At 65.3% G+C, this 24794-nt stretch carries 22 protein-coding genes; 6 read left to right on the top strand and 16 right to left on the bottom strand.

Annotation, left to right across the window (positions count from 1 at the left end; translation table 11 throughout):
- The first annotated feature begins 119 nt into the window (after nucleotides 1-119).
- The gene (locus AB0280_RS08410; protein ID WP_366366843.1) at nucleotides 120-1025 is read left to right on the top strand and encodes an SGNH/GDSL hydrolase family protein; all 906 of its coding nucleotides are present in this window, start codon (nucleotides 120-122) and stop codon (nucleotides 1023-1025) included.
- Nucleotides 1026-1161: 136 nt separating this feature from the next.
- On the opposite strand, the gene AB0280_RS08415 is transcribed toward AB0280_RS08410, so the two are convergent.
- From AB0280_RS08415 to AB0280_RS08435, 5 genes are all read right to left on the bottom strand, one after another.
- Nucleotides 1162-2868, bottom strand: a complete 1707-nt coding sequence (locus AB0280_RS08415; protein WP_224026583.1) for a dipeptide ABC transporter ATP-binding protein — start codon at nucleotides 2866-2868, stop codon at nucleotides 1162-1164.
- 11 nt (nucleotides 2869-2879) lie between these two features.
- Nucleotides 2880-3824: an ABC transporter permease gene (locus AB0280_RS08420; protein WP_307488312.1), complete on the bottom strand. Its 945-nt coding sequence runs from the start codon at nucleotides 3822-3824 to the stop codon at nucleotides 2880-2882.
- Nucleotides 3814-4743 carry an ABC transporter permease gene (locus AB0280_RS08425; protein ID WP_307488309.1) on the bottom strand — a complete coding sequence of 310 codons (930 nt, stop codon included), beginning with the start codon at nucleotides 4741-4743 and terminating at the stop codon, nucleotides 3814-3816. The genes AB0280_RS08420 and AB0280_RS08425 overlap by 11 nt, the downstream gene beginning before the upstream one ends.
- 126 nt (nucleotides 4744-4869) lie before the next feature.
- Entirely contained in the window at nucleotides 4870-6558 is a 1689-nt protein-coding gene (locus AB0280_RS08430) for a peptide ABC transporter substrate-binding protein (RefSeq protein WP_307488307.1), read from the bottom strand.
- 278 nt (nucleotides 6559-6836) lie between these two features.
- Nucleotides 6837-8597 carry an ABC transporter family substrate-binding protein gene (locus AB0280_RS08435; protein ID WP_366366845.1) on the bottom strand — a complete coding sequence of 587 codons (1761 nt, stop codon included), beginning with the start codon at nucleotides 8595-8597 and terminating at the stop codon, nucleotides 6837-6839.
- 219 nt (nucleotides 8598-8816) lie between these two features.
- Here AB0280_RS08435 and AB0280_RS08440 point away from each other — a divergent pair, with 219 nt between their 5' ends.
- Complete coding sequence (locus AB0280_RS08440; protein WP_366366847.1) at nucleotides 8817-9341, top strand: DUF805 domain-containing protein; 525 nt, start codon at nucleotides 8817-8819, stop codon at nucleotides 9339-9341.
- 86 nt (nucleotides 9342-9427) lie between these two features.
- Here AB0280_RS08440 and ychF read toward each other — a convergent pair whose 3' ends face one another.
- Nucleotides 9428-10513 carry a redox-regulated ATPase YchF gene (ychF, locus tag AB0280_RS08445; RefSeq protein WP_159631466.1) on the bottom strand — a complete coding sequence of 362 codons (1086 nt, stop codon included), beginning with the start codon at nucleotides 10511-10513 and terminating at the stop codon, nucleotides 9428-9430.
- 90 nt (nucleotides 10514-10603) lie between these two features.
- Between ychF and AB0280_RS08450 the strand changes: the two genes are divergently transcribed.
- A complete protein-coding gene (locus AB0280_RS08450) occupies nucleotides 10604-11830 on the top strand; it encodes a DNA recombination protein RmuC (protein WP_366366849.1) in 1227 nt (408 codons plus the stop codon).
- Between the two features lie 76 nt (nucleotides 11831-11906).
- Here the strand turns inward: AB0280_RS08450 and AB0280_RS08455 are convergent, their stop codons facing one another.
- Both AB0280_RS08455 and AB0280_RS08460 read right to left on the bottom strand, forming a co-directional pair.
- Nucleotides 11907-12986 (bottom strand): 4-hydroxy-3-methylbut-2-enyl diphosphate reductase, encoded by a 1080-nt coding sequence (locus tag AB0280_RS08455; protein ID WP_159631464.1) that lies wholly within the window; start codon nucleotides 12984-12986, stop codon nucleotides 11907-11909.
- Between the two features lie 9 nt (nucleotides 12987-12995).
- Nucleotides 12996-13847 (bottom strand): hypothetical protein, encoded by an 852-nt coding sequence (locus AB0280_RS08460; protein WP_366366850.1) that lies wholly within the window; start codon nucleotides 13845-13847, stop codon nucleotides 12996-12998.
- A gap of 160 nt (nucleotides 13848-14007) precedes the next feature.
- On the opposite strand from AB0280_RS08460, the gene xseA reads away from it, so the two are divergent.
- Both xseA and AB0280_RS08470 read left to right on the top strand, forming a co-directional pair.
- On the top strand, nucleotides 14008-15360 hold the full coding sequence (xseA, locus tag AB0280_RS08465) for an exodeoxyribonuclease VII large subunit (protein ID WP_366366852.1): 1353 nt from the start codon (nucleotides 14008-14010) through the stop codon (nucleotides 15358-15360).
- Entirely contained in the window at nucleotides 15357-15575 is a 219-nt protein-coding gene (locus AB0280_RS08470) for an exodeoxyribonuclease VII small subunit (RefSeq protein ID WP_056334565.1), read from the top strand. The genes xseA and AB0280_RS08470 overlap by 4 nt, the downstream gene beginning before the upstream one ends.
- An 83-nt stretch (nucleotides 15576-15658) precedes the next feature.
- Here AB0280_RS08470 and AB0280_RS08475 read toward each other — a convergent pair whose 3' ends face one another.
- The 6 genes from AB0280_RS08475 to AB0280_RS08500 all read right to left on the bottom strand — a co-directional run bounded on the left by AB0280_RS08475 (nucleotide 15659) and on the right by AB0280_RS08500 (nucleotide 21447).
- The gene (locus tag AB0280_RS08475; protein ID WP_366366853.1) at nucleotides 15659-16513 is read right to left on the bottom strand and encodes a polyphosphate kinase 2 family protein; all 855 of its coding nucleotides are present in this window, start codon (nucleotides 16511-16513) and stop codon (nucleotides 15659-15661) included.
- Nucleotides 16514-16564: 51 nt separating this feature from the next.
- Complete coding sequence (locus AB0280_RS08480; protein ID WP_366366854.1) at nucleotides 16565-17785, bottom strand: pyridoxal phosphate-dependent aminotransferase; 1221 nt, start codon at nucleotides 17783-17785, stop codon at nucleotides 16565-16567.
- 140 nt (nucleotides 17786-17925) lie between these two features.
- Nucleotides 17926-18888, bottom strand: coding sequence for an ABC transporter substrate-binding protein (locus tag AB0280_RS08485; protein WP_275179582.1), 963 nt, complete (start codon nucleotides 18886-18888; stop codon nucleotides 17926-17928).
- A complete protein-coding gene (locus tag AB0280_RS08490; protein WP_224026593.1) occupies nucleotides 18885-19631 on the bottom strand; it encodes an ABC transporter permease in 747 nt (248 codons plus the stop codon). The genes AB0280_RS08485 and AB0280_RS08490 overlap by 4 nt, the downstream gene beginning before the upstream one ends.
- Complete coding sequence (locus AB0280_RS08495) at nucleotides 19628-20347, bottom strand: ABC transporter permease (protein WP_366366856.1); 720 nt, start codon at nucleotides 20345-20347, stop codon at nucleotides 19628-19630. Before AB0280_RS08495 ends, AB0280_RS08490 begins: the two co-directional genes overlap by 4 nt.
- A complete protein-coding gene (locus tag AB0280_RS08500; protein ID WP_159631456.1) occupies nucleotides 20347-21447 on the bottom strand; it encodes an ABC transporter ATP-binding protein in 1101 nt (366 codons plus the stop codon). Before AB0280_RS08500 ends, AB0280_RS08495 begins: the two co-directional genes overlap by 1 nt.
- Nucleotides 21448-21686: 239 nt before the next feature.
- On the opposite strand from AB0280_RS08500, the gene AB0280_RS08505 reads away from it, so the two are divergent.
- Entirely contained in the window at nucleotides 21687-22706 is a 1020-nt protein-coding gene (locus AB0280_RS08505; protein ID WP_366366858.1) for a pirin family protein, read from the top strand.
- Here the strand turns inward: AB0280_RS08505 and AB0280_RS08510 are convergent.
- Both AB0280_RS08510 and AB0280_RS08515 read right to left on the bottom strand, forming a co-directional pair.
- The gene (locus AB0280_RS08510) at nucleotides 22703-23653 is read right to left on the bottom strand and encodes an N-acetylglucosamine kinase (RefSeq protein ID WP_159631454.1); all 951 of its coding nucleotides are present in this window, start codon (nucleotides 23651-23653) and stop codon (nucleotides 22703-22705) included. The genes AB0280_RS08505 and AB0280_RS08510 overlap by 4 nt on opposite strands.
- A gap of 86 nt (nucleotides 23654-23739) precedes the next feature.
- Entirely contained in the window at nucleotides 23740-24714 is a 975-nt protein-coding gene (locus AB0280_RS08515; RefSeq protein WP_366366860.1) for a LysR family transcriptional regulator, read from the bottom strand.
- Between the last annotated feature and the right edge of the window lie 80 nt (nucleotides 24715-24794).

Genomic DNA, 24794 nt, shown 5'->3' on the forward strand with positions numbered 1-24794 from the left:
CTTGAGCCAATATCAGCCACCGTCCCGCACTTGGTGTGACCAAGTTCACTGCCGCCTGCGTGTACATGGCATGATGTCTGTGACCAAGAGCCCATCCTTTGAGCACGCCGGAGACAACGATGCCCCCTGCCAAGGCCAGCACCATGCGCGGTGCCGCGTGGGCTGTGGCCGCAGTGGTCGCCGGTCTCGTGGTCGCCGGTCTCGTGGTCGCGGGATCCGGTGGAGACGGACTTTCCGCTGGTCCGGGCGGCAGCAGCCTGTCGCGGGCAGCCGCAGGCCAGGCAGCCAACAACCAGGCGCCAGCCGTGAAGCCGGGCGCCGCGAAGGTGTCGGTGGCAGCCACTGCCCACGTCCTGAATACGGGCAACGGCCGGCTGGAAGCAGTTGTGCCCGATGTGGGCAAGACTGTCCTGCTGATTGGGGATTCGCAGTCGGAACCCGTTGACGGCTGGCCCCGCCTGGGTTTGGCCGCCGCCGGGTACAACGTGTACTTTTGCGGCCGCGGGGGCACCGGCTACGTCGCGGCGAACGGCGCCACCGGTAACTACGTGGACGCCCTGCAGCGCGGGGACTGGCAGCTCCCCTCCGGCACCCCCGCCCTCATTGTGGTCGAGGGCGGTGGCAACGACGCCGCCGGAGGCGCAAGCAACGCGCAGATCGCACGGAACGCCGAGCGGCTGATCGCTGAGCTGCGGAGCCGCTATCCCGGCACACGGCTGGCAATGATCGGCACCCTGGCCCGGGGATCGAACGACGGCGGCGGCCGGCGGAGTGAGGTTGACGCTGTGCTCGGTGCCGTGGCGGCAGCACATGGACTGCCCTTTATCTCCACCGGAGACTGGCTCACCAGGTACGGGCTGGCGAAGGACCTCGCCGATGCGGTGCACATGAACACCGAAGGCCGCACGGCACTGGGCGGGATTCTTGAGCGCAGGCTAAGGGAACTCGGACTGGACCGGAAAGCCGCAGCGGAGCAGGGCGCCCTCGCCGCCGTGCCTGCAGCCGGGAGCACCTTCCAGGACTGACAGCCGAACCGGGCTGGTTCCGCCGGCCACCCAGACAGTCTCGCCGGCCAATCAAACCGGTCAATTAACCGGTCACTTAAACGGCTGGAGCCGGGACCCAAAGGTCCCGGCTCCACCCGTCAGGGAAAACGTCCCGCTATGCCACCTCAGGCGGAAGCATCAGCTTCGCGCCGGGGATGGCGTTGAGCAGGGCCTTGGTGTACTCCTGCTTGGGCGATTCGAAGACGTCGTCCGTGGAGCCGGTCTCCACCAGGCGGCCCTTCTCCATCACACAGACGTGGTCTGCGATCTGGCGCACCACGGCAAGGTCGTGCGTGATGAACAGGTACGTCAGCCCAAGGTTGGCCTGCAGGTCGGCGAGCAGGTTCAGCACCTGCGCCTGCACCAGCACGTCCAGCGCGGAGACTGCCTCATCACAGATGATCACCTCGGGGTCCAGCGCCAGTGCCCGTGCAATGGCCACGCGCTGCCGCTGGCCGCCGGACAGCTCATTGGGATACCGCTGCATGGCGGACTGGGGCAGAGCCACCTGGTCCAGCAATGTCCGGACTTTCTTCTCCCGGCTGGCCTGGTCCCCGATCTTGTGGACCCGCAATGGTTCTTCGATCGTGCGGTAGATGTTGTACATCGGATCGAGGGAGCCGTACGGGTCCTGGAAGATCGGCTGGACCCGCCTGCGGAACTTGAACAGTTCGGCAGGCTTCAGGACCGAGGTGTCGACGCCGTCGAACAGGATCCTGCCCTCGGTCGGCTTCTCCAGCTGGAGCACCATCTTGGCCACTGTGGACTTGCCGGAACCCGACTCCCCCACGATCGCCGTCGTGGTTCCCCGCCGGACGTCGAAGCTTACGCCGTCAACGGCCGCGAAGTCCGTCGCCTTGCCCAGCCCCGAGCGGAGCTTGTAGACCTTCCGCAGGTCCTGGATCTGCAGGAAAGTGTCCGGCTTCACCGTTTCGGCGGCAGGTGCCAGCAGGTCCGACGTCTCCACGCCCTGTTCCTTGGCCACCTGGATGCGGCGGCTGGCAAGGGATGGCGCGGACTCCACGAGCCGCTTGGTGTAGGGGTGCTGCGGGTTGCGCAGCAGTTCCAGCGACGGCCCGGCCTCAACGACGCGGCCCTGGTACATGACCACGACTTTGTCGGCACGCTCGGCTGCGAGGCCAAGGTCGTGGGTGATCAGCAGCACCGAGGTGCCCAGCTCGTTGGTCATGGTTTCCAGGTGGTCCAGGATCTGCCGCTGGACGGTGACGTCAAGGGCCGACGTCGGCTCGTCCGCGATCAGCAGGCGCGGCTGGCAGGAGAGGCCGATGGCGATCAGTGCACGCTGGCGCATGCCGCCCGAGAACTCGTGCGGGTACTGGTTGGCCCGGCGCTTGGCGTCCGGCAGTCCGGCCTGGGACAACACCTTGGCGATATCGTCCGGACCGCTGGGCCGGCCGTTTGCCCGCAGCGTCTCCCGGACCTGGTAGCCGATCTTCCATACCGGGTTCAGGTTGGACATGGGGTCCTGCGGCACCATGCCGATGGTGTTGCCGCGCAGCTCGATCATGCGCTGCTCGGAGGCGTGGGCGATGTCCTCGCCGTCGAGCAGGATCTGGCCGCCGGACACTTTGCCGTTGTTGGGCAAGAGACCGATGGCGGCCAGGGCTGTGGTGGACTTGCCGGAACCGGACTCGCCCACGATGGCCACCGTTTCACCGGGCATGATGGTCAGGTGTGCGTTCCGCACCGCCTGGACGTCGCCGCCGCCGGTCTTGAAGGTGATGGCGAGGTCGCGGATTTCGAGCAGCGGCCTGACGCCGGTGGCACCGGCCTCATCAATGCGGACGTCTGGACTTGTCATCTCTTTATCTCTCATCGCTGACGGCTCTTCGGGTCGAGGGCGTCACGCACTGCGTCACCCAGCATGATGAAGCTCAGCACCGTGATGGACAGCGCCGCGGCCGGGTAGAGCATGATCTGCGGATGCGTACGTATCGAGGTTTGCGCAGCAGAAATATCGTGCCCCCAGGACATGACTCCTTCCGGCAACCCGATTCCCAGGAAGGACAGGGTGGCTTCGGCCACGATGAACACGCCCAGTTCCAGTGTTGCCAGGACAATAACCGGTGCCAGCGCATTGGGCAGCACGTGCTTCACCAGCGTTCCGAACCTCGACACACCAAGTGCCCGGGCTGCTGTCACAAAATCCGCGTTGCGCACCTCAATGACGGCACCCCGAGTGATGCGTGCCATTTGCGGCCATGCCAGGAGCGAGATGACGAACACCACGGTCCACACACTCTTGTTCTCCCTAAACACAGGCAACTGGGTAATCACCAGCGCGCCCAGAATCAGGGGCAGAGCGAAGAAGATGTCACCCAGCCGGGCAAGCACCGTGTCCAGCCAACCGCCGTAAAAGCCTGCCAGGGCACCGAATGTTACACCGATGATGATGACGCAGAGAACGGAAAGAATGCCGACAGACAGGGACGCCTGGGTCCCGTGAATAACGCGTGAATACACATCGCAACCCTGGAAGGTAAAACCAAAGGGGTGTCCGGCGGTAGGTCCGCCCTCTGAGTTAGCCAGTTCACATCCCTCGTTCGGCGGCACCGACGAGAACAAACCGGGGAAGAGTGCAATCACGATCAGGGCAAGGATCAGCAGCGCCGAGATGATGAACAGGGGACGACGGCGGAGCTTCCGCCAGGCGTCTGCCCACAGGCTGAGCGGGGCCTGGTCAGCCTTGACGGCATCCGTGGCCTGCAGCGGCGTCTCCTCGATGGGGGCCACGAAGTGGCTGTTGTTACTGGTCATAGCGGATCCTCGGGTCAAGCCAGGCGTACAGGAGATCGACAAGCAGGTTGGCCACCACGAAGACCAATACCAGCACACTGACGATGGAGACGATGGTGGGGCCTTCGCTGCGAAGGACTGCCTGGTAGAGCTTGTTGCCCACGCCGGGAACATTGAAGATGCCTTCAGTCACAATGGCACCGCCCATCAGGCCGCCAAGGTTGGCGCCCAGGTACGTAACCACCGGAATCAGCGAGTTGCGCAGGATGTGCGCCAGTACTACTCGCGGCCGGGACAACCCCTTGGCAGTGGCGGTCCGCACGAAGTCAGCATTCATACCCTCACTGACGGATGCCCGAGTGAGACGAAGGACGTAGGCAAAGGAGACCAGCCCCAGGACCACCGCCGGCAACAGTAGATTGCCCCAGTTGGCGTTGGCGCCCACCGTCGGTTTGGCCCAGCCGAGCTGCACGCCGAAGACGAGTTGGAAAACGAAACCGAGGACGAAGGTGGGAACTGCGATGACCACCAGGGAGGCGACCAGGACCGTGGAGTCGAACCAGCCCCCGCGGCGAAGCCCGGCGAAGACGCCGAACGCTACGCCGAAGACAGCCTGGATGATCAGAGCCTCAATAGCGAGCATGGCGGTCACGGGAAAGACGCGCGCCAGGGTGGCCGCTATCGGCTGGCCCGTAAAGTCGTTGCCGAGATTGAAGGTAAACAGATTTTTGAGGAACAGTCCGTACTGGACCCAGAACGGTTGATCCAGGTTGTACTGGCTGCGCAGCGTGTCGATGACTGCCTGGGGAGGCTGTCGATCACCGAACAAGGCTGCAATGGGATCGCCTGGCAACGCGAAGACCATGTAATACACCAGAAGGGTGGTGCCGATGAAGACAGGGATCACCTGAAGAAGTCGGCGCAGGATAAACCGGATCACAGGATCACCTGCCTGCCGGTAAAAGGGAAAACGAGTTCATGAATGCCTTCCTGCCTTTGCAAGCAAATGGGGGCCCCGATGTGACCGGAACCCCCATCAGCCTGACGGCAAGTTAGATCTGAAGACTTACTTTGCCGTGATGTTGTAGTAGAGGATCTCGCCGTTCCAGCCGGTCTCGGCCTTCACGACGTTGTTGCTCCACACAATCGCCTTGGCATAGTCCCAAAGCGGCAAGCCCGGAAGGTCCTGGAACAGAACCTCCTGCGCCTGGTTGAACTTCGCGTTTGCGTCGTCCGTGCTCTTGGCAGCCAGGCCCTCCTTGAGAAGCTTGTCGAATTCGGGGTTCGAGTACTTCTCGTAGTTTGAGGAAGCGCCCGTAGCCCAGACCGGTCCCAGGAAGTTGTAGAGCGACGGGTAGTCACCCTGCCAGCCCGCACGGGTCAGGCCGGGCAGCTGCTGGGACTTGCGGAGGTTCAGAACTTCGGCGAACTTGGCGAACGGCTGGATTTCAGCCTGGATGCCCAGGTTGTTCTTGAACCCGTTGGCCACAGCGTCAATCCATTCCTTGTGTCCGCCATCGGTGTTGGAGGCGATCTGGAGCGGCTTGGAGTTGTCGTAGGGCTTGATCTTCTCGGCCTGCGCCCACAGGTCCTTGGCCTTGGCGGCGTCGAACTTTAGGACTTCACTGCCCTTGAGGCCGTCCTTGAATCCGTCGATGACCGGCGGCACGAATGCTTTGGCCGGGGTGCGGGTACCGTTGAAGACAACCTTGGTAATCTCTTCACGGTTGATGGCGTAGGACAGCGCCTGGCGGCGCAGCTTGCCGGCTTCACCCTGGAAGTTCGGGTTGTAGCCCGGGATGTTCAACGTGGCGTTTGTTGCAACAGGTTTGGTCGCGTTGCGGTCCGGGAAATCATTGACGTAGGTCTTCGTGGCGTTGGACGGCAGGACGTCAGTGATGTCCAGGTTGTCCGCCTGCAGGTCGGTGTATGCGGGGCCCGGATCGGTGTAGAACTTGAACGTTATGCCACCATTCTTAGCCTCACGGGGACCCTTGTAGTCCGGGTTCTTCACCAACGCGATTGACTGGTCATGGACCCAAGCGCCTTGCTTCTCGAACTTGTAGGGACCGTTGCCCACCGGGTTTTCACCGAAGGTCTTGGGGTCCGCAAGTGCGGCGGACGGAAGCGGGTAGAAGGCTGAGTAGCCCAGCCGCAGGGACCAGTCAGCCTCCGGCTGTGTGAGCTTGACCGTGATCGTGGAGTCATCCGTTGCCGCCAAGCCGGACATGGTGTCGGCCTTGGGCGCCGGAGTCGTGGTGGTCTTGCCGTCCGCGGACTTCTCCGTATTGACGGCGGAAACGTCGTCGTAGCCGGCGATCGATTCGAAGAAGAAGCTGTTGTTCTGCAGGTTCTTGGAGTTGGCGGCAAAGTTCCAGGAATCGACAAAAGTCTTGGCGGTGATTGCTTCGCCATTGGTGAACTTCTGCCCCTGCTTAACCTTAATGGTCCAGGTCTGCGCGTCAGATGAATCGATGGATTCTGCCAGCGAGTTCACCGCTTTGCCGTCGGCGTCGTACGTGCGGAGGCCTTCGAACAACAGGTTGACAACCCGGCCGCCATTCGTTTCATTTGTGTTCGCCGGCAGCAGCGGGTTCTGTGGTTCGCTGTTGTACGCGGTGATGACCTTGTTCGGATCGCCGGCAGCTTTGCTGGCCCCGTCAGTGCTGCCGCCGCCGCCGGCGCCGCACCCGGTCAGGGCAAGCGCGGCGATTGCCACGATGCCCAGTGCTTTGGAAGTGCGCGTAAAACGCATTCCGCCTCCTATGAGTTGTGGGAGAGATGTATAGGGGAATCTTGTGCTTCCCCGCAGGTCGGACGCAGCTCACCGCTGTGACGAAACCTACACAATACGAGTTAGCCTAACCGCACGAAGTCCAGATATTGGTACTCCGTTGCCAAACCGTGACCGGCGGCTTTTCAATGCCCCGGGCGGCGGTGATAGTTAGGCACGTCACATGCTACTCGCCGGTAGGCCGAACGGCGAATCGGTGCCGCAAGAGCCAAAGGACCCAAAAAAGGACGTGGCCGAGGCTAGGACAGCCGCCACTCCGCAACGTTCCACCACACGCCCAGGGGACCGGGGCTGGTCTTCACGCCGGCCACCCGCGAATTGAACGCAGTCGTTCCGGGTGTTTGGTAAAGGGGAAGGCCGTACGCGTCCTCCCAGATGTGCTTGTCGATCTCGGCCAGGAGCTCGTCCTGTTTGCCCAGGTCCGTGGTCACGGCCAGCTGTTCCATGATCTTGTCCGCGTCGCCGTCGGAATAGCCCGTGAAGTTGCTGCCTGCACCGGTGCGGAAGATTTGCGGCACCCTGCTGACGCCCGCCTCAGTCCCGATCCAGCCTGACAGGGCGGCATCATAGCCACCCCTGCTCAACGCGGCCGCCCAGTCTGCACTCCCCTGGCCGCCGTCGACAACCCGGAATCCCGCCAGTGCGGCCGAGTCGCGGATCAGGGCGAAGGCTTTGGCCCGGTTCGGGTTGTCCCGGTTATAGAGAATGCGGATGCTGGGGGTGGCGTCCTTGAGGAGCCTCTTTGCGCCATCGATGTCCACCTTGGCGTAATCGGACGACCCGTTGTTCTTCACGGTCTCGTCGTACTTTGGCTGTCCGGGCAGGAACACCTGGGAGTCCAGCGGCTTGTTGTCCGCCACCTGGGTGCCCACCACGGCGTCCACAATCGCCTGCCGCGGCACCGTCTTGAGGAAGGCTTCCCGGACATCCTTGTCGGCAAACGTCCCGGAGAAGTTGAGGTCAAGGTGGTCGTAGCCGGACTGTTTGTACCGTTCAACGGTGATGCCCTGACCTGACAGGCCGGTGAGGAGATTGTCTGTGGCAGCGGAGGGCTGGGGCGAAATGATGTCAGCCTGCCCGTTGCGCAGGGCATCAACCGCGGCCGGCACGGCCCCCGTGAACCGGACATTGATCTCGTCCAGCCACGGTTCCGCGCCCCACACGTAGTCCCGGTTCCGGACCAGCTTCATGGAAACTTCAGGCACGATGTCGCGGACGATGTAGGGGCCGCTGGAAAGGTAGAGCGCAGGATCATCCGGAACGGATTTCGTATCGAACCCGGTGTTCCAGAAGTCGCTGACCTTTTTGAGGGCCGGGTGCGACGCCGGTTTGTCCGGGTTGCCCCGGGGCGTGTCCTTGAGGAGCTTGACCAGGTCCTCCTCGTCGTTGAGTCCGCTCTTGGCAGCAACGACATGGGCCGGGAGTCCGACGTCGAACGCCACTTCCCAGTCAGCGTACGGTGCGGCGTACTCAATGGTGATGGAACGGCCGTCCGACCCGATTTCGGGAAACAGGGTACCCGCCAGGCCTGTGGTGTCGGAGGCGACCGAGAAGTACTTGGTGCCCTTCCCCGCTGCGGGTTCGACGTCGTCGAAGTAACCCGACCCTGCGGCCCAGCTCAGCAGGAGGTCTGCAGCTCCGATGGGCGCCCCGTCCGACCACTTCACGCCCTCGTTGACCGTGTACTTTACTTTGAGCGGCTGGTCGGAGACCTTCTCGAAGTGGCCGAACTTGTCGTTGCGGACCACCTTGGAGCTGTCGTCCAGGTAGAAGAAGCCCGAGTGCGTGATGGCGCCGATCTTCGAGTTGATGTCGGTGTTGCCGTTGGCGCTGTAGGGGTTGAACGAGGAGAATGCGTTGACCTCGGCCACAGTGACGCTGCCGCCGCGCTTCGCCTCCCCCACCACCACGGACGGGGCGCTGCCGCCCGAACAGCCGGAAAGAACCAGGGCAGCCGCCAACGCGGCGATGAGCAACTGCATCAGACGCCGGACCGGCATGCCGCCTCCTTGTGGTTTTCCCTCTCCGGAGGGGACTGGGGCCGCTTCGATCACGCCCTACAAACTCAGGATACTTGGTGCTGCTGCCCGCCAACCCAATCCGAACCTCCTGGCAATGGGGTACGTAGTCCGGGCCGCCGGACGGGACCTACGGCCCAAGCCCGGGCCCGGCCGGTTCCGTAGCATGCTGGCAACGGAACCTCAGGAAGGAAAAGCTCGATGAGCATCCCCCAACCGTCCAATGTGCCCGGAAGTGCAGTCCCGCCCCTCGAACTGCCGTACTACGGTGCTCCGCCGGTGGACGCGGTCAAACGCGTCTTCCAGAAGTACGCGGTCTTCTCGGGGCGCGCCAGCCGAAGCGAATATTGGTGGTGGTTCCTCGCTTCCGGGCTGGCCTCAGCGGTGCTGAATTCCATCAGTCCCACTGTGGTCAACGGCCAGGTGACGGGGTCCAGCGCCCTGGGTGGCTTGTGGTTTCTCGCCACCGTTGTCCCGTCACTCGCGGTGGCGTCCCGACGCCTCCACGACGTGAACCTCAGCACCTGGATGCTGCTGCTCGCCCTCATCCCCGTGCTTGGATGGATTGCGCTCATCGTGCTGCTCGCGCAGCGGGGGAACCCGTCTGGCCAGCGTTTCGACAAGTACCCGGCACGGGAGCGTGGGCAGGCGTCATCCGCTCCCCCGTCCTGGCCTCAGCAGCAGCCTCCCTACCCGCCCGGTCCCGCTGGTCCGACCGGGCCGTAGGCCAGGGCAGACCTCCGGCAATTTTTCCGCCCGGACAGTAGCCCAGCGTCGTTCCGGGACCGGCAGTGCGCCTGTTCCTGCGGAAATCAGACGTTGAAGCGGAACTCCACCACGTCGCCGTCGGCCATGACGTATTCCTTGCCTTCGATCCGGACCTTGCCGCGGGATTTCGCCTCGGCCATGGATCCGGCGTCCACCAGGTCGTCGAAGGAGACGACTTCGGCCTTGATGAAGCCGCGCTGGAAGTCGGAGTGGATGACGCCGGCTGCCTGCGGTGCCGTGTCGCCCTGCCGGATGGTCCAGGCGCGCGCTTCCTTGGGGCCCGCCGTGAGGTAGGTCTGCAGCCCCAGGGTGTGGAAGCCCACGCGTGCAAGCTGGTCCAGGCCGGATTCGTCCTGGCCGTTCATCTCGAGCATCTCGCGGGCTTCTTCCTCGTCCAGCTCCACAAGGTCGGCTTCGAGCTTGGCGTCCAGGAAGATGCAGTCGGCCGGGGCCACCATGGCGCGCAGTTCTTCCTGCTTTTCCGGGCTGCCCAGGATGCCTTCGTCGGCATTGAACACGTAGATGAAGGGCTTGGCCGTCAGCAGGCCCAGCTCCTTGAGGTGCTCCATCTCCAGTTTGTCGCTCTTGATGGAGGAGTAGATGGTGTCTCCCCGCTCCAGCACCGCCTGCGCGGCCTTGATGGCGGCGAGCTCGGCGGCTTCCCGCTTCTTGATCTTGACTTCTTTTTCGATCCGCGGGATGGCTTTTTCGATGGTCTGCAGGTCCGCGAGGATCAGCTCGGTGTTGATGGTCTCCATGTCCGAGCGGGGATCCACCTTGCCGTCGACGTGGATCACGTCGGGGTCATCGAAGACCCGGACAACTTCGGCGATGGCTTCAGCTTCGCGGATGTTGGCCAGGAACTGGTTGCCGAGCCCCTCCCCCTCCGACGCGCCCTTCACGATGCCGGCGATGTCGACGAAGGATACCGCGGCGGGCAGGACGCGCTGGGAGCCGAAGATCCCGGCGAGCTTCTGCAGCCTGGGGTCCGGGAGGTTCACGACGCCGACATTGGGTTCGATGGTGGCGAACGGATAGTTCGCGGCCAGGACCTGGTTGCGGGTGAGCGCGTTGAAGAGGGTTGATTTGCCGACGTTGGGCAGTCCGACGATGCCAATAGTAAGAGCCACGAGCATTGATTCTACCCGCCGGACCCCGCCGCCCAGTACCCGGGAATGTCACTGCCCATGATTGTCAGAGCCCCGTGCAACAGTGAAGCCATGGATGCTTTTGCCTTGATTCTGGCCCTCTTCATGCTGCTGCTCGGTGCGCTTGCCGGCGCTGCAGCCACCTACTTCTCATTGCGCCGGAACTCGCACGCCCTGGAGTCGGACTTCGACCAGGTGTCGTCCCGCCTGTCCGATGTCACGGCGCAGCTGGCAGCGGCCGACGCCGAGCGGCGGCTTTTGGCCGCACAGAACCGTGAGCTGGGTGAGGCCAGGACACAGGACGGCAGCGTGCTGCGTGCCCTGGCGCCCGTGGCCGAAAAGCTGTCCGCGGTGCAGCAGCAGGTGGCGTTGCTGGAGCGGGACCGGGTTGAGCAGTATGGCCAACTAGCCCAGCAGCTGCAGGAGGCCAGGCTGTCCGATGAACAGCTCATCCGTTCCACGCACGCCCTGGAATCGGCGCTGCGTTCCAACAGCGCCAGGGGCCAGTGGGGCGAGGTGCAGCTTCGGCGCGTGGTGGAGGCTGCAGGGATGCTCCGCCACGTCGACTTCGTGGAGCAGGTCCACAGCGCGGGCCACGACTCAACGGTGCGGCCGGACCTGGTGGTGCAGCTGCCGGGTGAAAAGCAGCTGGTGGTGGACGCCAAGGTGCCGTTGTCGTCCTACCTTGAGGCACAGGAACTGGGCTCGGTGGACCCGCGCCTGGCCCCGGCTGGACCGCAGTCGGCGAACGATGGCCGCAACAGGCAGGCCCTCCTGGCGGCACACGCCAAGGCCCTTAGGGCGCACGTGGATGCGCTCAGTACCAAAAAGTACTGGGATATCCCCGGGAACTCCCCGGAACTGGTGGTTTGTTTCATCCCGGCCGAGTCCATCCTGGCGGCGGCGCTGACAGCTGACGCCGGGCTCCTGGACCACGCGTTGTCCCGCAATGTCGTCCTCGCCTCGCCGAGCACCCTGCTGGCGGTGCTGAAGTCCGTGGCATTCACGTGGCGCCAGGACGTCCTGACGGACAGTGCACGCGAGCTCTTCGAACTTGCGCGGCAGCTGTACGACCGGATGGGCACGCTGGGCGAGAACGTCACCAAGCTCGGATCCTCGCTGAAGACGTCCGTGGACCGGTACAACGCCATGGTGGGAACGCTGGAAGCCAGGGTCCTGCCCACCGCGCGGAAACTCAACAGCCTGGAGGAAACAGGCTTGGTTGCACCCCCCTTGGTGGAGGTGCAACCGCGGGCGCTCGTGGCACCCGAGCTGCAGGGCGACGGGGAAGCAGCCTGACACGGCCGCCGAAATGCAGAATGGGCCGGGCAGCCAGTGGCTGCCCGGCCCATTCCGTTGGAATTGTGTGCCGGTTTTAGCTGCGGGTCCGTCGTCCGCCCAGCGCACGGCTGACATCGCCGGCCTGTTTCAGGGTGGCCCGGAGTTCCTTGGGCAGTGAGAAGAGGAGGTCTTCCTCGGCCGTCACGACTTCCTCCACGGCTCCGTAGCCGTAATCAGCGAGCAGCCGCAGCACGTCCTGCACCAGCACCTCGGGAACGGATGCCCCCGACGTAACACCCACGGTGGCGACGCCTTCAAACCACGCCTCGTCAACCTCGTTGGCGAAATCCACCCGGTACGAGGCTTTGGCACCGTATTCGAGCGCCACCTCCACCAGCCGGACGGAGTTGGACGAGTTGGCCGAACCCACCACGATCACCAGGTCCGCCTTGGGCGCGATCTTTTTGATGGCCACCTGGCGGTTGGTGGTGGCGTAGCAGATGTCGTCGCTGGGCGGATCCTGCAGGGTGGGGAACCGTTCCTTGAGCAGCCGGACGGTTTCCATGGTCTCGTCCACGCTGAGTGTCGTCTGCGAAAGCCAGATGACCTTCTCGGGGTCGCGGACGGTGACCTGGTCCACTTCATGCGGGCCATTAATGATCTGGATGTGCTCCGGCGCTTCCCCTGAAGTGCCTTCCACTTCCTCATGGCCGTCGTGGCCGATCAGGAGGATATCGAAATCGTCCTTGGCGAAGCGGACGGCTTCCTTGTGCACTTTGGTGACCAGGGGGCACGTGGCATCAATGGTGCGCAGGCCCCGGGTTTCGGCGGACTCGACCACTGCCGGGGACACTCCGTGGGCGGAGAAGATCACCAGGGCACCTTCGGGCACCTCATCGGTTTCGTCCACGAAGATGGCGCCCTTTTCTTCCAGCGAGCTGACCACGTGGACGTTGTGGACGATCTGCTTGCGGACGTACACGGGCGGACCGTAGTGCTCCAGCGCCTTTTCTACGGCGATCACGGCACGGTCAACACCGGCGCAGTAACCGCGCGGAGCAGCCAGCAGTACCTTCTTGGTGCCGTTCACGGGGGCCGCAGCTGCTACTTCCTCCGGGGAGCGGCGCCTGCGCGGAATGGTTGGCATCGAAAGGGATACAGCCGAGGTGGTCATGCCTCCATGCTACCGGCTGGCCCCAACCCGTTTCCGGGATGCGAACAACGTCACAATGCCCACCGCCACCAGGACGCCACCGGCAACCCCGGCCGTGGTGATCCACGTTTGGAAGTCCGCGCCGGCGGCGGCAAGGAAATGGTCGCGGAACATATTGGCCACCGCGTTGCCGGTGTCCGTGGCCTGGGCGCGGGCTGAGCCCAGCTGCAGTCCCAGCCCCCACAGCCCGGCGAGCGCCAGTCCGCCGAGGCCGGCGGCCAGCAGTACCGTCCCGCGGCGGCGTGCCGCCACGAGCGCCAGCAGGAACGCTACGGCCGACCCGATGGCCAGGATGTAGCCCATGGGCGCGTAGGTGGCCAGCCGTTCAGTCCATTCCCTTTGCGCAGGCTGGCCTACATTGATCAGCGTCTGTTCCGGCGGATCGAGGGGAAGCCTGGTGGTGCGGGAGATCTCCTCCGAGCCCAGGGCAACCAGTGGGGCAACGTCGAGGGTCAGGGACGACGCCGGTGCTCCTCCCTGGGATGCCGCGGCAGGATCGGCAAAGCTGAGGCGGTGGCTTCTGCGGAGGGTCTCCTCCCAGGCCGCCGGATAGCCGGGCAACCCGGTCAGCGACTCGGCCGCCTTTTCAAGCATTGGCTCCACCAGCCCGGAGAGGAACCCGGGAACCGACCCGGTGTCAATCGTTCCCACTGCGGCCGCGGCCAGCTTCTTTTGGAATTCCGTGTCCTTGCCAAGCGGAGCTGCGAGACGGACGAAGCCGTCTTCCTGGACGATGTTCCGGTCCACCCAGATGGCGGGAACGGCAACGGCGGCGAGGAGGATGCCCAGCACGGTGGCGATGGCAGAGATAAAAGTGCGCACAACAGGTCCTTAGGGGTTGGGGGCCTTATCCCATCCTAGGCAGGGTCCGGGGGCTGCCCTGTCAGTCTCCGGTGCTAGACCTTATGGATAAGGTTGATTGACCGCCCACAACAGTTGAAGGACCGCATGCCCGCAGCACCAGCCTCCCACCGGCGTCCGCATGTCTGACCAGGCCTCGTTACCGGGTACCGTCCCCACCACCCTGCCGGCCACTGCGGCGGAAACCAGCCCGGACAACCCGTGGCCGCTGCAGCTGCTGTCGCAGAAGCTCAAGGCGCACATCGACCGTACCCCGTCGGCGTGGGTTGAGGGCCAGGTCATTGAACTGAACCGGCGCGGGACCAACGCCTACATCACGCTTCGGGACGTGGATGCGGAGGTGTCGCTGCCGGCTTCCGTCTGGACCAAGGTCCTGGAGCGGCAGAACCTTCCACTGGAGCGCGGTTCACGGGTAGTGGCCCTGCTGAAACCGGAGTTCTGGCTGAAGACGGGCCGGCTGAACATGCTGGTACGGGACATCCGGCCGGTCGGACTGGGTGACCTGCTGGCCCGCATTGAGCGGCTGCGCCAGGCCCTTGCAGCTGAGGGTCTTTTCGCCGACTCCCGGAAGAAGCGGCTGCCCCTGCTGCCGCACCGCATCGGCCTGATCACGGGACGGGACTCGGACGCCAAGAAGGACATCCTTCGCAACGCGGCCCTGCGGTGGCCGGCGGTGGAGTTCGAAATCCGCGAGGTGGCCGTCCAGGGGAACACAGCCGTGTCCCAGGTGGTCCGTGCCCTGCGTGAACTGGACGACCGGCCTGAGGTGGATGTCATCGTCATCGCCCGGGGCGGCGGGGCACTGGAAGATCTTTTGCCCTTTAACAGCGAGGAGCTGATCCGGGCCGTGGCCGCGGCCACCACGCCCGTGGTGAGCGCCATTGGCCATGAGGCGGACCGCCCGCTGCTGGATTACGTCGCCGATCTGCGGGCCTCCACCCCCACCGACGCCGCGAAGCGGATCGTGCCGGAGGTATCCGAGGAACTTGCCGGGGTGCGCCAGGCGCGGGAACAGCTGCGGCGCTGCGTGGAACGGCTGGTGGACCGGGAGTCGGACCGGCTGGCGGCACTGCATTCGCGGCCCGTCATGGCGGCGCCCGAGGGCATGGTCTCCGTCCGGGGCGAGGAAATCGAACGGCTGCTGCGGCGCTCGTCCGCCGCGGTGAGCTCCACGGTGGTGCGGGCAGCGGACCAGCTGGAGCATCTGAAAGCCCAGGTCCGTGCGCTCTCACCGCAGAAGACACTGGACCGGGGGTACGCCGTCGTCGAACTGGCAGGCGACCAGGCCGCACGGATCGCCGAGGCCGGCCACGCCGTCGTCCGCAGGCCCGCCGAAGCACCTGCGGGTGCCGCCTTGTCCATCCGTGTCGCGGAGGGCCGCTTCGGAGCCACCTCCACCGGCCCTGCGGGGTCCACCAGGGCACCGCACCCAGGAAACCCAGACCAGCACCAGGAAGTGGAAGAGAAGGCATGACCGAACAGAAACCAGAATCCGATGTCGCCGCGCTGAGCTATGAGGAAGCCCGGGAGCAGCTCATCGCCGTGGTGGGCAGGCTGGAGGCCGGAGGGGCGAGCCTGGAGGAATCCCTGGCGTTGTGGGAGCGTGGCGAGGCACTGGCCGCGCGGTGCGAGGAGTGGCTCGAGGGAGCACGGAAGCGCTTGGCCGCTGCCCGGGACCAGCCGCTGTAACCAACCAACCGCCGGACCGGGCCAGCCCTGGGAACCGCGGCTGTCAAACCGGGGCATCCTGACCCGGGCCCCAGGGGCCGGGGTCAGGAACGGGCCACGAGCTCCCGTTCGATGTCGACGTCAAATTCAGCCTTGGGCCACTCCAGGCGGAAATCGGACAGCGCCGACATCACCAGTTGCTGCACGGCGATGCGGGCGAACCATTTCTTGTTGGCCGGAACCACGTACCACGGGGCTATCGCTGAGCTGGTCTCGTCAAACGCGGCCTGGTATGCAGCCATGTAGTCATCCCAAAAGGCGCGTTCCTTCAGGTCGCCGCTGCTGTATTTCCAGTGCTTGGCAGGGTTGTCCAGGCGGGCCAGCAGCCGGGATTTCTGCTCATCCTTGCTGATGTTGAGCATCACTTTGATGATCTTGGTGCCGGCGTCGGTTTGGCGGGCTTCGAATTCGTTGATGGCCCGGTAGCGCCGGCTGATTTCTTCCGGGGTGGCCCAGTTGTGGACGCGGTGGATGAGGACGTCCTCATAGTGGGAGCGGTCAAAGATCCCCACCATCCCGGCTGCGGGGACCTCCTTCTCGATACGCCAGAGGAAATCGTAGGACTTCTCCTGCTCGGTGGGGGCCTTGAACGCCTTGAACTGGACGCCCTGGGGGTCCATGGTTGCCATGACGTGGTTGACGATTCCGCCCTTGCCGGCTGTGTCCATGGCCTGCAGGACCAGGAGGATCCGTTTCTTTCCGCCGGCCCGGGATTCGGCGAACAGCTGTTCCTGCAGCTCCGAGAGCGTCCCGTCCATCTCAGCCAGCAACGCCTCGCCGTCGGCCTTGTTGCCGCTGTAGCCCGGGGTGGCGTCCGGGTCCACCGCTGCCAGGGAAAATCCTTTTCCAACGCGGAGCGTCTCAGACGGATGCTGGTCGAAGCCAACGACGCGGGCCATGGGGTTCCTCTCCGCAGGGGGTACACGGGCCCGGTGGCCCGTGAGCACAGGCTAGTTCCCCTGGTACCTGCTTAGGAAGTCCCCCATGCGCCCAATGGCTTCTTCGATGTCCTTCACGTTGGGCAGCGTCACCATGCGGAAGTGGTCCGGGCGCACCCAGTTGAAGGCACGGCCATGGGATACCAGGATCTTCTGTTCCCTCAGCAGGTCAAGGACAAACTTCTCGTCATCCCGGATGCGGTAGACCTCGGGGTCGAGCCGCGGGAACAGGTACAGGGCGCCTTTGGCCTGCTGCGTGCTGACGCCGGGGATGGCGTTCAGCATGTCGTAGGCCTTGTTGCGCTGCTCCAGCAGCCGGCCGCCCGGGAGGATGAGGTCGTTGATGCTCTGGTAGCCGCCCAGCGCCGTCTGGATGGCGTGCTGGGCCGGGACATTGGCGCACAGTCGCATGTTGGCCAGGAGGTTGATGCCTTCGAGGTAGTCGGCGGCATCCTTCTTGGGTCCTGAAATGGCCATCCAGCCTGCCCGGTAACCGCAGACGCGGTAGGCCTTGGACAACCCGCTGAAGGTCAGGCACAGGACGTGGTCGCCGGTGAGGCCGGCCAGGTTCACGTGGACGGCGTCCTCGTACAGGATCTTTTCGTAGATCTCGTCGGCGAAGATCACCAGGCCGTGCTTTTCGGCCAGGGCCACGATGCGTTTCAGGGTCTGTTCCGGGTACACAGCGCCGGTGGGGTTGTTCGGGTTGATGACCACGATGCCCTTGGTGCGGGGGGTGATCTTGGCTTCCATGTCCTCCAGGTCAGGCTGCCAGCCGGACTCTTCATCGCAGAGGTAATGCACGGGTTTTCCGCCGGCGAGCGCTACGGAGGCCGTCCAGAGCGGGTAGTCCGGCGTGGGGATGAGCACTTCGTCGCCTGAGTCCAGCAGCGCCATCAGGGACATGGTGATGAGCTCGCTGACGCCGTTGCCCAGGTAGATGTCGTCAACGTGGATGTTCTGGATACCGCGGGTCTGGTAGTACTGCGAGACGGCGGTGCGGGCAGAAAATATGCCGCGGGAATCGCTGTAGCCCTGGGCGTGGGGCAGGTGGCGGATCATGTCCACCAGGATGGCGTCGGGCGCCTCGAAGCCGAACGGTGCGGGGTTGCCGATGTTCAGCTTGAGGATTCGGTGGCCCTCCGCCTCCATCTGCTGGGCGGCTTCGAGGATCGGTCCACGGATGTCATATAGGACGTTGTTGAGCTTCGTGGACTGCCTGAATTCTGCCATCCCTCAAATATGCCACAGGAAGGATGAATGGCCGTTGAGACATCCGCCACATGGCCGACGGCGGCTGCCGGACCTTCGAAAGGCCGGCAGCCGCCGTCGTTGTCACCCGCGTGTTCCTGCCCTGGGCAGGGAACGCGGACCTACTTGACGATGCCCTTCTCCTTGAGCCAGTTGGTTGCTGCCGTCTTGGCGTCCTGCTTCTGGCTGCCGCTGACGGCGCGGTTGAGGTTGATCAGGTCATCGGTGGTGAGGGTGCTGGAGACCGAGTTGAGTGCCTGCTTGGCCTTGTCCGTCATCTTGGCCTTGTTGTACAGCGGCAGGACCTGCTGGGCGATGAAGTTGTTCTTGGGATCGTCCAGCACCACGAGGTCATTGTCCGCGATGGACGGCGTGGTGGTGTAGATATCGGCCACCTGCACCTGGTCCTCCAGGAGGGCCTTGAGCGTTACCGGGCCGCCGCCGTCGCTGAAGGGCTCAAGCTTCTTGGGTTCGCAGTTGTAGTTCTTCTTCAGCCCAGGCAGGCCGTAGGCGCGCTCGGCGAAGGTGGCCGGGGCGCCGACGACGATCTGGCTGCAGACCTTGGCCAGGTCCTCAATGGATTTCAGCTGGTACTTCTCGGCCGTTGCCTTGGTGACCACCATGGCGTCCTTGTCTTCGGCCTTGGACACGTCCAGGACGCCAAGGCCATCCGGCAGCTTGCCCGGCAGCGCCTTGGCGATGTCACCGGCGGAGACTTCCGTGGCTTCCTTGTTCACGTAGAGCAGCAGGTTGCCGCTGTAGTCCGGCACCACATCCACTGACCCGTCCTGGACGGCCTTGAAGTAGACCTCGCGGGAGCCGATGTTCGGTTTGGTGGTGGCGGTGATTCCGTTGGCGTTCAAGGCGCCGGCGTACAGTTCGGCGATGATCTGGCTTTCCGGGAAGTCCGCGGAACCCACCACCAGGGATGTGGCCCCGCCGGAAGCGCCGGCGCTGGATGCGGGCGCGTTCTTCAGCGGATCGGACGAACCGCCGCAGGCTGACAGCGCCACTGCCAGGCCAAGCCCGGCGGCAAGGCCGCTGAACGCCCGCCTGCCGAGGCGCTGGGGACGGCTATCTTTCATGATTTACCTCCTTGTACAACAGTCTCCGCAACAACGGGGTCTGTGAGATCAACCGCAGCCTCCTGGCTGCGGAAGGACAGCTTCGAGGCCCCTGGTGTCAGGAACAGCCTCTGGAACAGGGACAGGAGAAGGTCGACGGCGATGGCCAGCACTGCGATGAGGAGGGAACCTCCCAGCATCTGGGGGAAGTCGCTGAGGACCAGTCCGTCAAAGAGATACCGGCCCAGTCCGCCGAGGTTGATGTACGCCACCACCGAGACGGTGGCGATCACCTGCAGCACACCGGTCCGGAAACCGCCGAACATGACGGTGAGGGCGTTGGGCAGTTCGGCCCGGAACAGAACCTGCAGTTCCGTCATGCCCATGGCCCGGGCGGCATCAACCACGTTCCGGTCCACGCTGGAGATGCCCGCGTAAGTCCCTGCCAGGAGCGGGGGCACCGTGAGGATTACCAGGGCCCAGATGGGCGGCATCAGCCCGATGCCTGCCAGGAGCACGAACAGGATCAGCAGGCCAAGGGTGGGCAGGGCGCGCAGTGCGCCGGCCAGGGCCACGACAGCGACGCGTCCCCTTCCCGTGTGGCCGACGAACATCCCGACGGGTACTGCAACGGCGGTGGCGATCAGCATGACCAGGCCGGTGTACTGGAGGTGCTCCCCCAGCCGGGCGGGAATGCCCATGCTTCCGGCCCAGTGCAGGGGGTCGGCGAGCCAAGCGAAGGTATCGGCGAAGACGTTGCTCATGCTGCCTCACCCACTGTGGAAGCAGCCTCTTCAGCAGCGGTGGTTCCGGAGGGGACGCCCAGGGCTCCGTGGTTCTTCAGCTTTTCGGCCCGCTCCCAAGGGGTGAGGACGCGTTCCAGGAGGACCAGGACGGCGTCCATCAGCAGCGCGAGGACCAGGATGGCGATGATGCCCACCACCACCTCGGTGACGAAGTCGCGCTGGAGCCCGTCAGTGAAGAGCATGCCCAGGTTGCCCACGCCCAGGAGGGCCGCAACGCTGACCAGCGAGATGTTGCTGACGGACACCACCCGGAGGCCGGCAAACATGACCGGAAGGGAGAGCGGCAGGTCAACCTGCAGGAACCGGGCCAGGGGCTTGAACCCCATGGCCTGCGCGGCCTGGCTGACGTCCGCGTCCACGGAGTCGAAGGCATCAAGGGTCGCGCGCACCAGCAGGGCCACGGCATAAATGGTCAGCGCCACCACCACGTTGAGGGGATCCAGGATCCGGGTCCCCAGGATGGTGGGAAGGATGATGAACAAGGCCAGCGACGGGATGGTGTAGAGAAGGGAAGAGGCCGTCAGCACCACGGAGCGGAGCGCACTGTTTTGCCGCGCCAACTGTGCCAGCGGGATGGAAATGAGCAGGCCCAGGACCATGGGGACCAGCGCCAGCACCAGGTGCTGGCCGCCGCGCTCCAGGATCATGCCGGTATTGGCCAGGAACCATTCCATCAGAGGGCAGCCTGCCGCACCTGGCGCGCTTCTTCGATCAATGCCAGGACCTCACCGCCGCGGACCACGCCCAGGACCACGCCGTCGGCATCCACGGCGACGCCCAGGCCGGAGGGCGAGGACAGGGCGGCATCCAGGGCGCGGCGGAGGCTCTCTCCGGGGCGGAACAGCGAGCCGCCGGGAATCAATTCAGTCTCCGTGCCGGGTGCCGACCATCCCAGCGGACGCTTGTCCGCGTCCACCACCAGTTGCCAGCCGCCGGCAGCGCTGGAATCGGACTGGTACCCTCCCGAAGCCCGGATGATCGTGGGCACCGGGTGGATCGCCACGCCGTCGGACGGGGAAAAACCAAGGTGGCGGAAGCCGCGGTCGCGCCCCACGAAGGAGGCCACGAAGTTGTTGGCCGGCGCCCGCAGGATCTCCTCTGGCGAGGCGTACTGGGCCAGCTTGCCGCCGGTGGCAAAGACAGCCACCTTGTCGCCCAGGATGGTGGCCTCATCAATATCGTGGGTCACGAAAACGATGGTCTTGGCCAGATCCTTTTGCAGCCGCAGCAGCTCGTGCTGGAGTTCGTCGCGGACAACGGGGTCCACCGCGCTGAACGGCTCATCCATGAGGAGTACGGGCGGGTCCGCAGCGAGGGCACGCGCCACGCCCACGCGCTGCTGCTGGCCGCCGGAAAGCTGCGACGGGTAACGCCCACCCAGCGACGGCGCCAGGCCCACCACATCCAGGAGTTCGCGGGCACGCTTCCGGGCGTCCGCTTTGGAGACCCCGTTCAGGCGCGGAACGGTGGCGATGTTGTCCAGGACGGAGCGGTGCGGCAGGAGACCGGCGGACTGCATCACGTACCCCATTGACCGCCGCAGTTCCGCCGCCGGTACCGACGTGACATCCCGGCCGTCCACGGTGATGGTCCCGGACGTGGGTTCCACCATCCGGTTGATCATCCTGAGGGACGTTGTTTTGCCGCAGCCGGAAGGACCCACGAAGACGGTGACGGACCCTTTGGCGATGGACATGGACAACCCGTCCACGGCAGGCTGGCCGCCCGGATACTGCTTGGTAACGCTCTGGAACTCGATCATCGCCTGGTCCATGGTGCGGACTTACCTGTTCTCTTGGACGGGCTGTTCCCAGCACCGCGACACTGCCATAAGCACGCTGATAGTTACGGTAACCCAAACCGGGTCAGGCTTCAGCAGCTGGGGCCCTAATCCGTACAAAGGAATCCCTACTGTAACCATTCGGAACCCCGGCCGGGATGGATGGGATTCCCTGGATCCGGCCCTGCATCGGCTCCTGTCACGGGCGCCGCGGCCGGGCCTACAGTGGAGGCGTGACCAACTTGGAAGTTTCGCCGCAGCAGGAAGTTTGCCCACCCGCACCCGAAGGAGGGTTGTCCGGCCCCTGCCTGCAGCTATGGCCGGAACGTGAAGTACCCCTGGGCGGCGTCCGCGCCATGAACGTCAAGCGCACGTTGCCCCAGCGCGGCCTTCCCACGATCGGGGCCTGGTGCTTCCTGGACAGTTTCGGCCCGGACCGGACCGCGATGTCCGTCCTTCCCCACCCCCACATCGGGCTGCAAACGGTCACCTGGCCGCTGGCGGGGCACATCCGCCACCGGGACAGCGTGGGCAGCGACGTGGTGGTGCGCCCCGGGGAGCTGAACATCATGACAGCCGGCCACGGCGTCTCGCATTCCGAGTTCGCTGTGCTTCCTGCCGACGGCGGGGAGTTGCCGCTGCAACGGGGCCTGCAGCTGTGGGTGGCCCTTCCCGACGGGGACCGGCACCGGAAACCGGCATTCGAACAGCACCGCGAGCTGCCACGCGCTGCCGGGCCGGGCTTCACGGCGACGGTCATGGTGGGCGAGCTTGCCGGGGTGGCCTCCTCCGCAACAGTGTTTTCGCCGATCGTCGGCGCGGACGTTTCCTGCGAGGGCGAGGCGGTGCTGCCGTTGAACCCCGGCTTTGAGCACGGCATCCTGGTGCTCGACGGCGGCCTGGCGGTGGACGGGCAGGACCTGCCGGCGGGACCGCTGGGCTACCTGGGCACCGGCCGCAGCGAACTCAGGGTGGAGGCTCTCCCCGGTACGAGGTTCCTGCTGATCGGCGGCGAGCCGTTTGGTGAGGAACTGCTGATGTGGTGGAACTTTGTGGGCCGCACCCATGACGAAGTGGAAAAGGCCAGGGACGACTGGGAAGCGCAGGCCGGCCTGCCGGACGCTGAGACGGCTGCAGCCCGCTACGGCCTGGTGCCGGGCCACGGCCCGGATGCCGGGGCGGAGGCCGGCCGGATTCCCGCTCCCCCGCTCCCCGGTGTCCGGCTGACACCGCGGAAGCGTTCCGTGGGCTAGGCGGGTTCGGCCACCAGCTGCAGCACGCCGAACACCGGTTCCTGGTCCAGCACCCTGACGTCGGTCACGCCGGTTTCGGCGAGGTTCCGGCGGAAGGACTCCTGCAGGGGTGCCACGTTCATGCCCAGACCGCCGCCCAGGATCACCGGACCTTCGATTTTCAGCTGGCCCAGCACCTGGCCGGCCAAAGCAGCGAGGTCCTGCCCGGCCTGCTCCAGCAACATGGCGCTGTCCCGGTGCCCGGAGGCCGCGGCTTCCACGACGTGCCTGGCCTGCTGCGCCCAGAAGCGCCTCCCGGTGTCCGGGGAGTGGAACAAGGCGATGAGCTTGTTGGGGTGGTCCAGCCCGCAGGATGCCAGGAGCGCCGCCGTGAGCTGGTCGACGGGCAGGCCCTGGTTCATCCTGCGGAGGCTGTGCCGCACCGCTTCCCGGCCCAGCCAGTAGCCGCTGCCTTCATCCCCCAGCAGGTATCCCCATCCGCCGGCCCTGGCCTCGCCGCCGTCGGCATTGCGCCCCCACGCGGCAGATCCGGTGCCCGCGATGACCGCTACTCCGGTGGCGGCGCGGCCCGCGGCCAGCAGGAGGCGGGAGTCATGGACAACGGTGACGCGTGCTTCGGGAGCCAGGGGCTGGATCAGCGCAGCCAGGGCGGCGGCGTCTTCATCGGTATCGATTCCGCCGGATCCCGCGTATACCCGGTCCACGTGACCTCCGCCGATCATGGCGAACAGGTCCGCAAGGTTGCGTGCCGCCTGCTCGCGGCTGACATTCTGGACGTTGGAGCTTCCGGCCGACTCGTCGGCCACGGGGTGGCCGTCCTCGAAACGGATGCCGTGGGTCTTGGTGCCCCCGATATCCAGCCCGATCGTGATGCCGTGCAAAGGACTGGCCGCGGAGCCTGCCGCTTGGTCAAAAGGAGTGGCAGAGGAGTTCTGGGTGTTTGTCACGTCACAAGGGTACTTGCCCCATGGTGTTTGGCACCCCGCCGCCCCTGCACCGGAAGCCAGCCGCCGCCGTCGGACATTTTCCCGGCTCAGCGGCCTGCCCTCGTGACCAGCCCGGCCAGTAGCGCGGGCCCCTGCCCCACCACCAGTTCGCGGAAAAGCCTGGCCGGAACCGGCTCGCTTTCCGGTTTCCTGCGCCGCCAGCTGACGCCGATTTCCCGGAAGGCGAGTGCCGAGTCCAGCGGAACCTCCACCCACCCCAGGTCCCCGGTTTCGGGACGCGGAGTCCGGCCGGGAGCGTCGCCGCCCGGCGGCAGGATGCTGACGCCAAGGCCGGCGGAGACCAGGCCGCGGACGGTGTGGGAATCCTGGCTTTCGAAGGCGATCCGCGGACGGTACCCGGCCTCGCGGAAGAGCGCGTCGGTCAGGGAACGCAGCCCATAGCCGGGCCCGAGCACTACGACGGGCTCCATCCGAATGTCGGCCAGCCGGGCCATCCGCTGCCGGGCAAGCGGATGGGCGTGATGCACCACCAGGCGCAGCGGCTCGCGGTACAGCGGCGCCGAGTCGAGGTTCTTGCCCGGCGGCGCCACGGGTGCCGTGAGGGCGAGGTCCGCCTCCCCCGCTGACAACTCATCCAGGCAGGTATCCCGGGCGCCTTGGCTAAGGCGGAAGCCGGTCCCGGGATGCCGGGCACGGAAGGCACTGATCAGCAGCGGCAGGGTGGCTTCGCCGAAGGTGTGCTGGAAAGACACGGACACGGTGCCCCTGACCACCTGCGACTCGTTCCGCACCAGATCGAGTCCGGCCTGGAATTCTGCGAGCGCCTGCTCGACGTACGGCAGCAACGTGCGGGCAGCCTGAGTCAGGCGGACTCCGCGGCCGTCCCTGACCAGGAGTTCGGTGCCGACGGCGGCACTGGCCCTCGCCAGCGCCCGGCTCACCGTTGACTGGGGTACTCCGAGCAGTTCGGCCGTTTCCGTCACGTGCTCCGTCCGGCCCAGCTCTGCGAGCACCGGCAGCAGCGGCAACAACTGCGCAAGTTGTTTCCGGTCAGGCTCCATCGGCAGTTCCTCCCAAGCGAAAACAATCCATAATTGCTATCACTTTGGCATAAAGCATGCATTGGATGCATTCATCCGCC

It is taken from the genome of Pseudarthrobacter sp. 902506025, assembly GCF_040702325.1.
Taxonomy (GTDB): domain Bacteria; phylum Actinomycetota; class Actinomycetes; order Actinomycetales; family Micrococcaceae; genus Arthrobacter.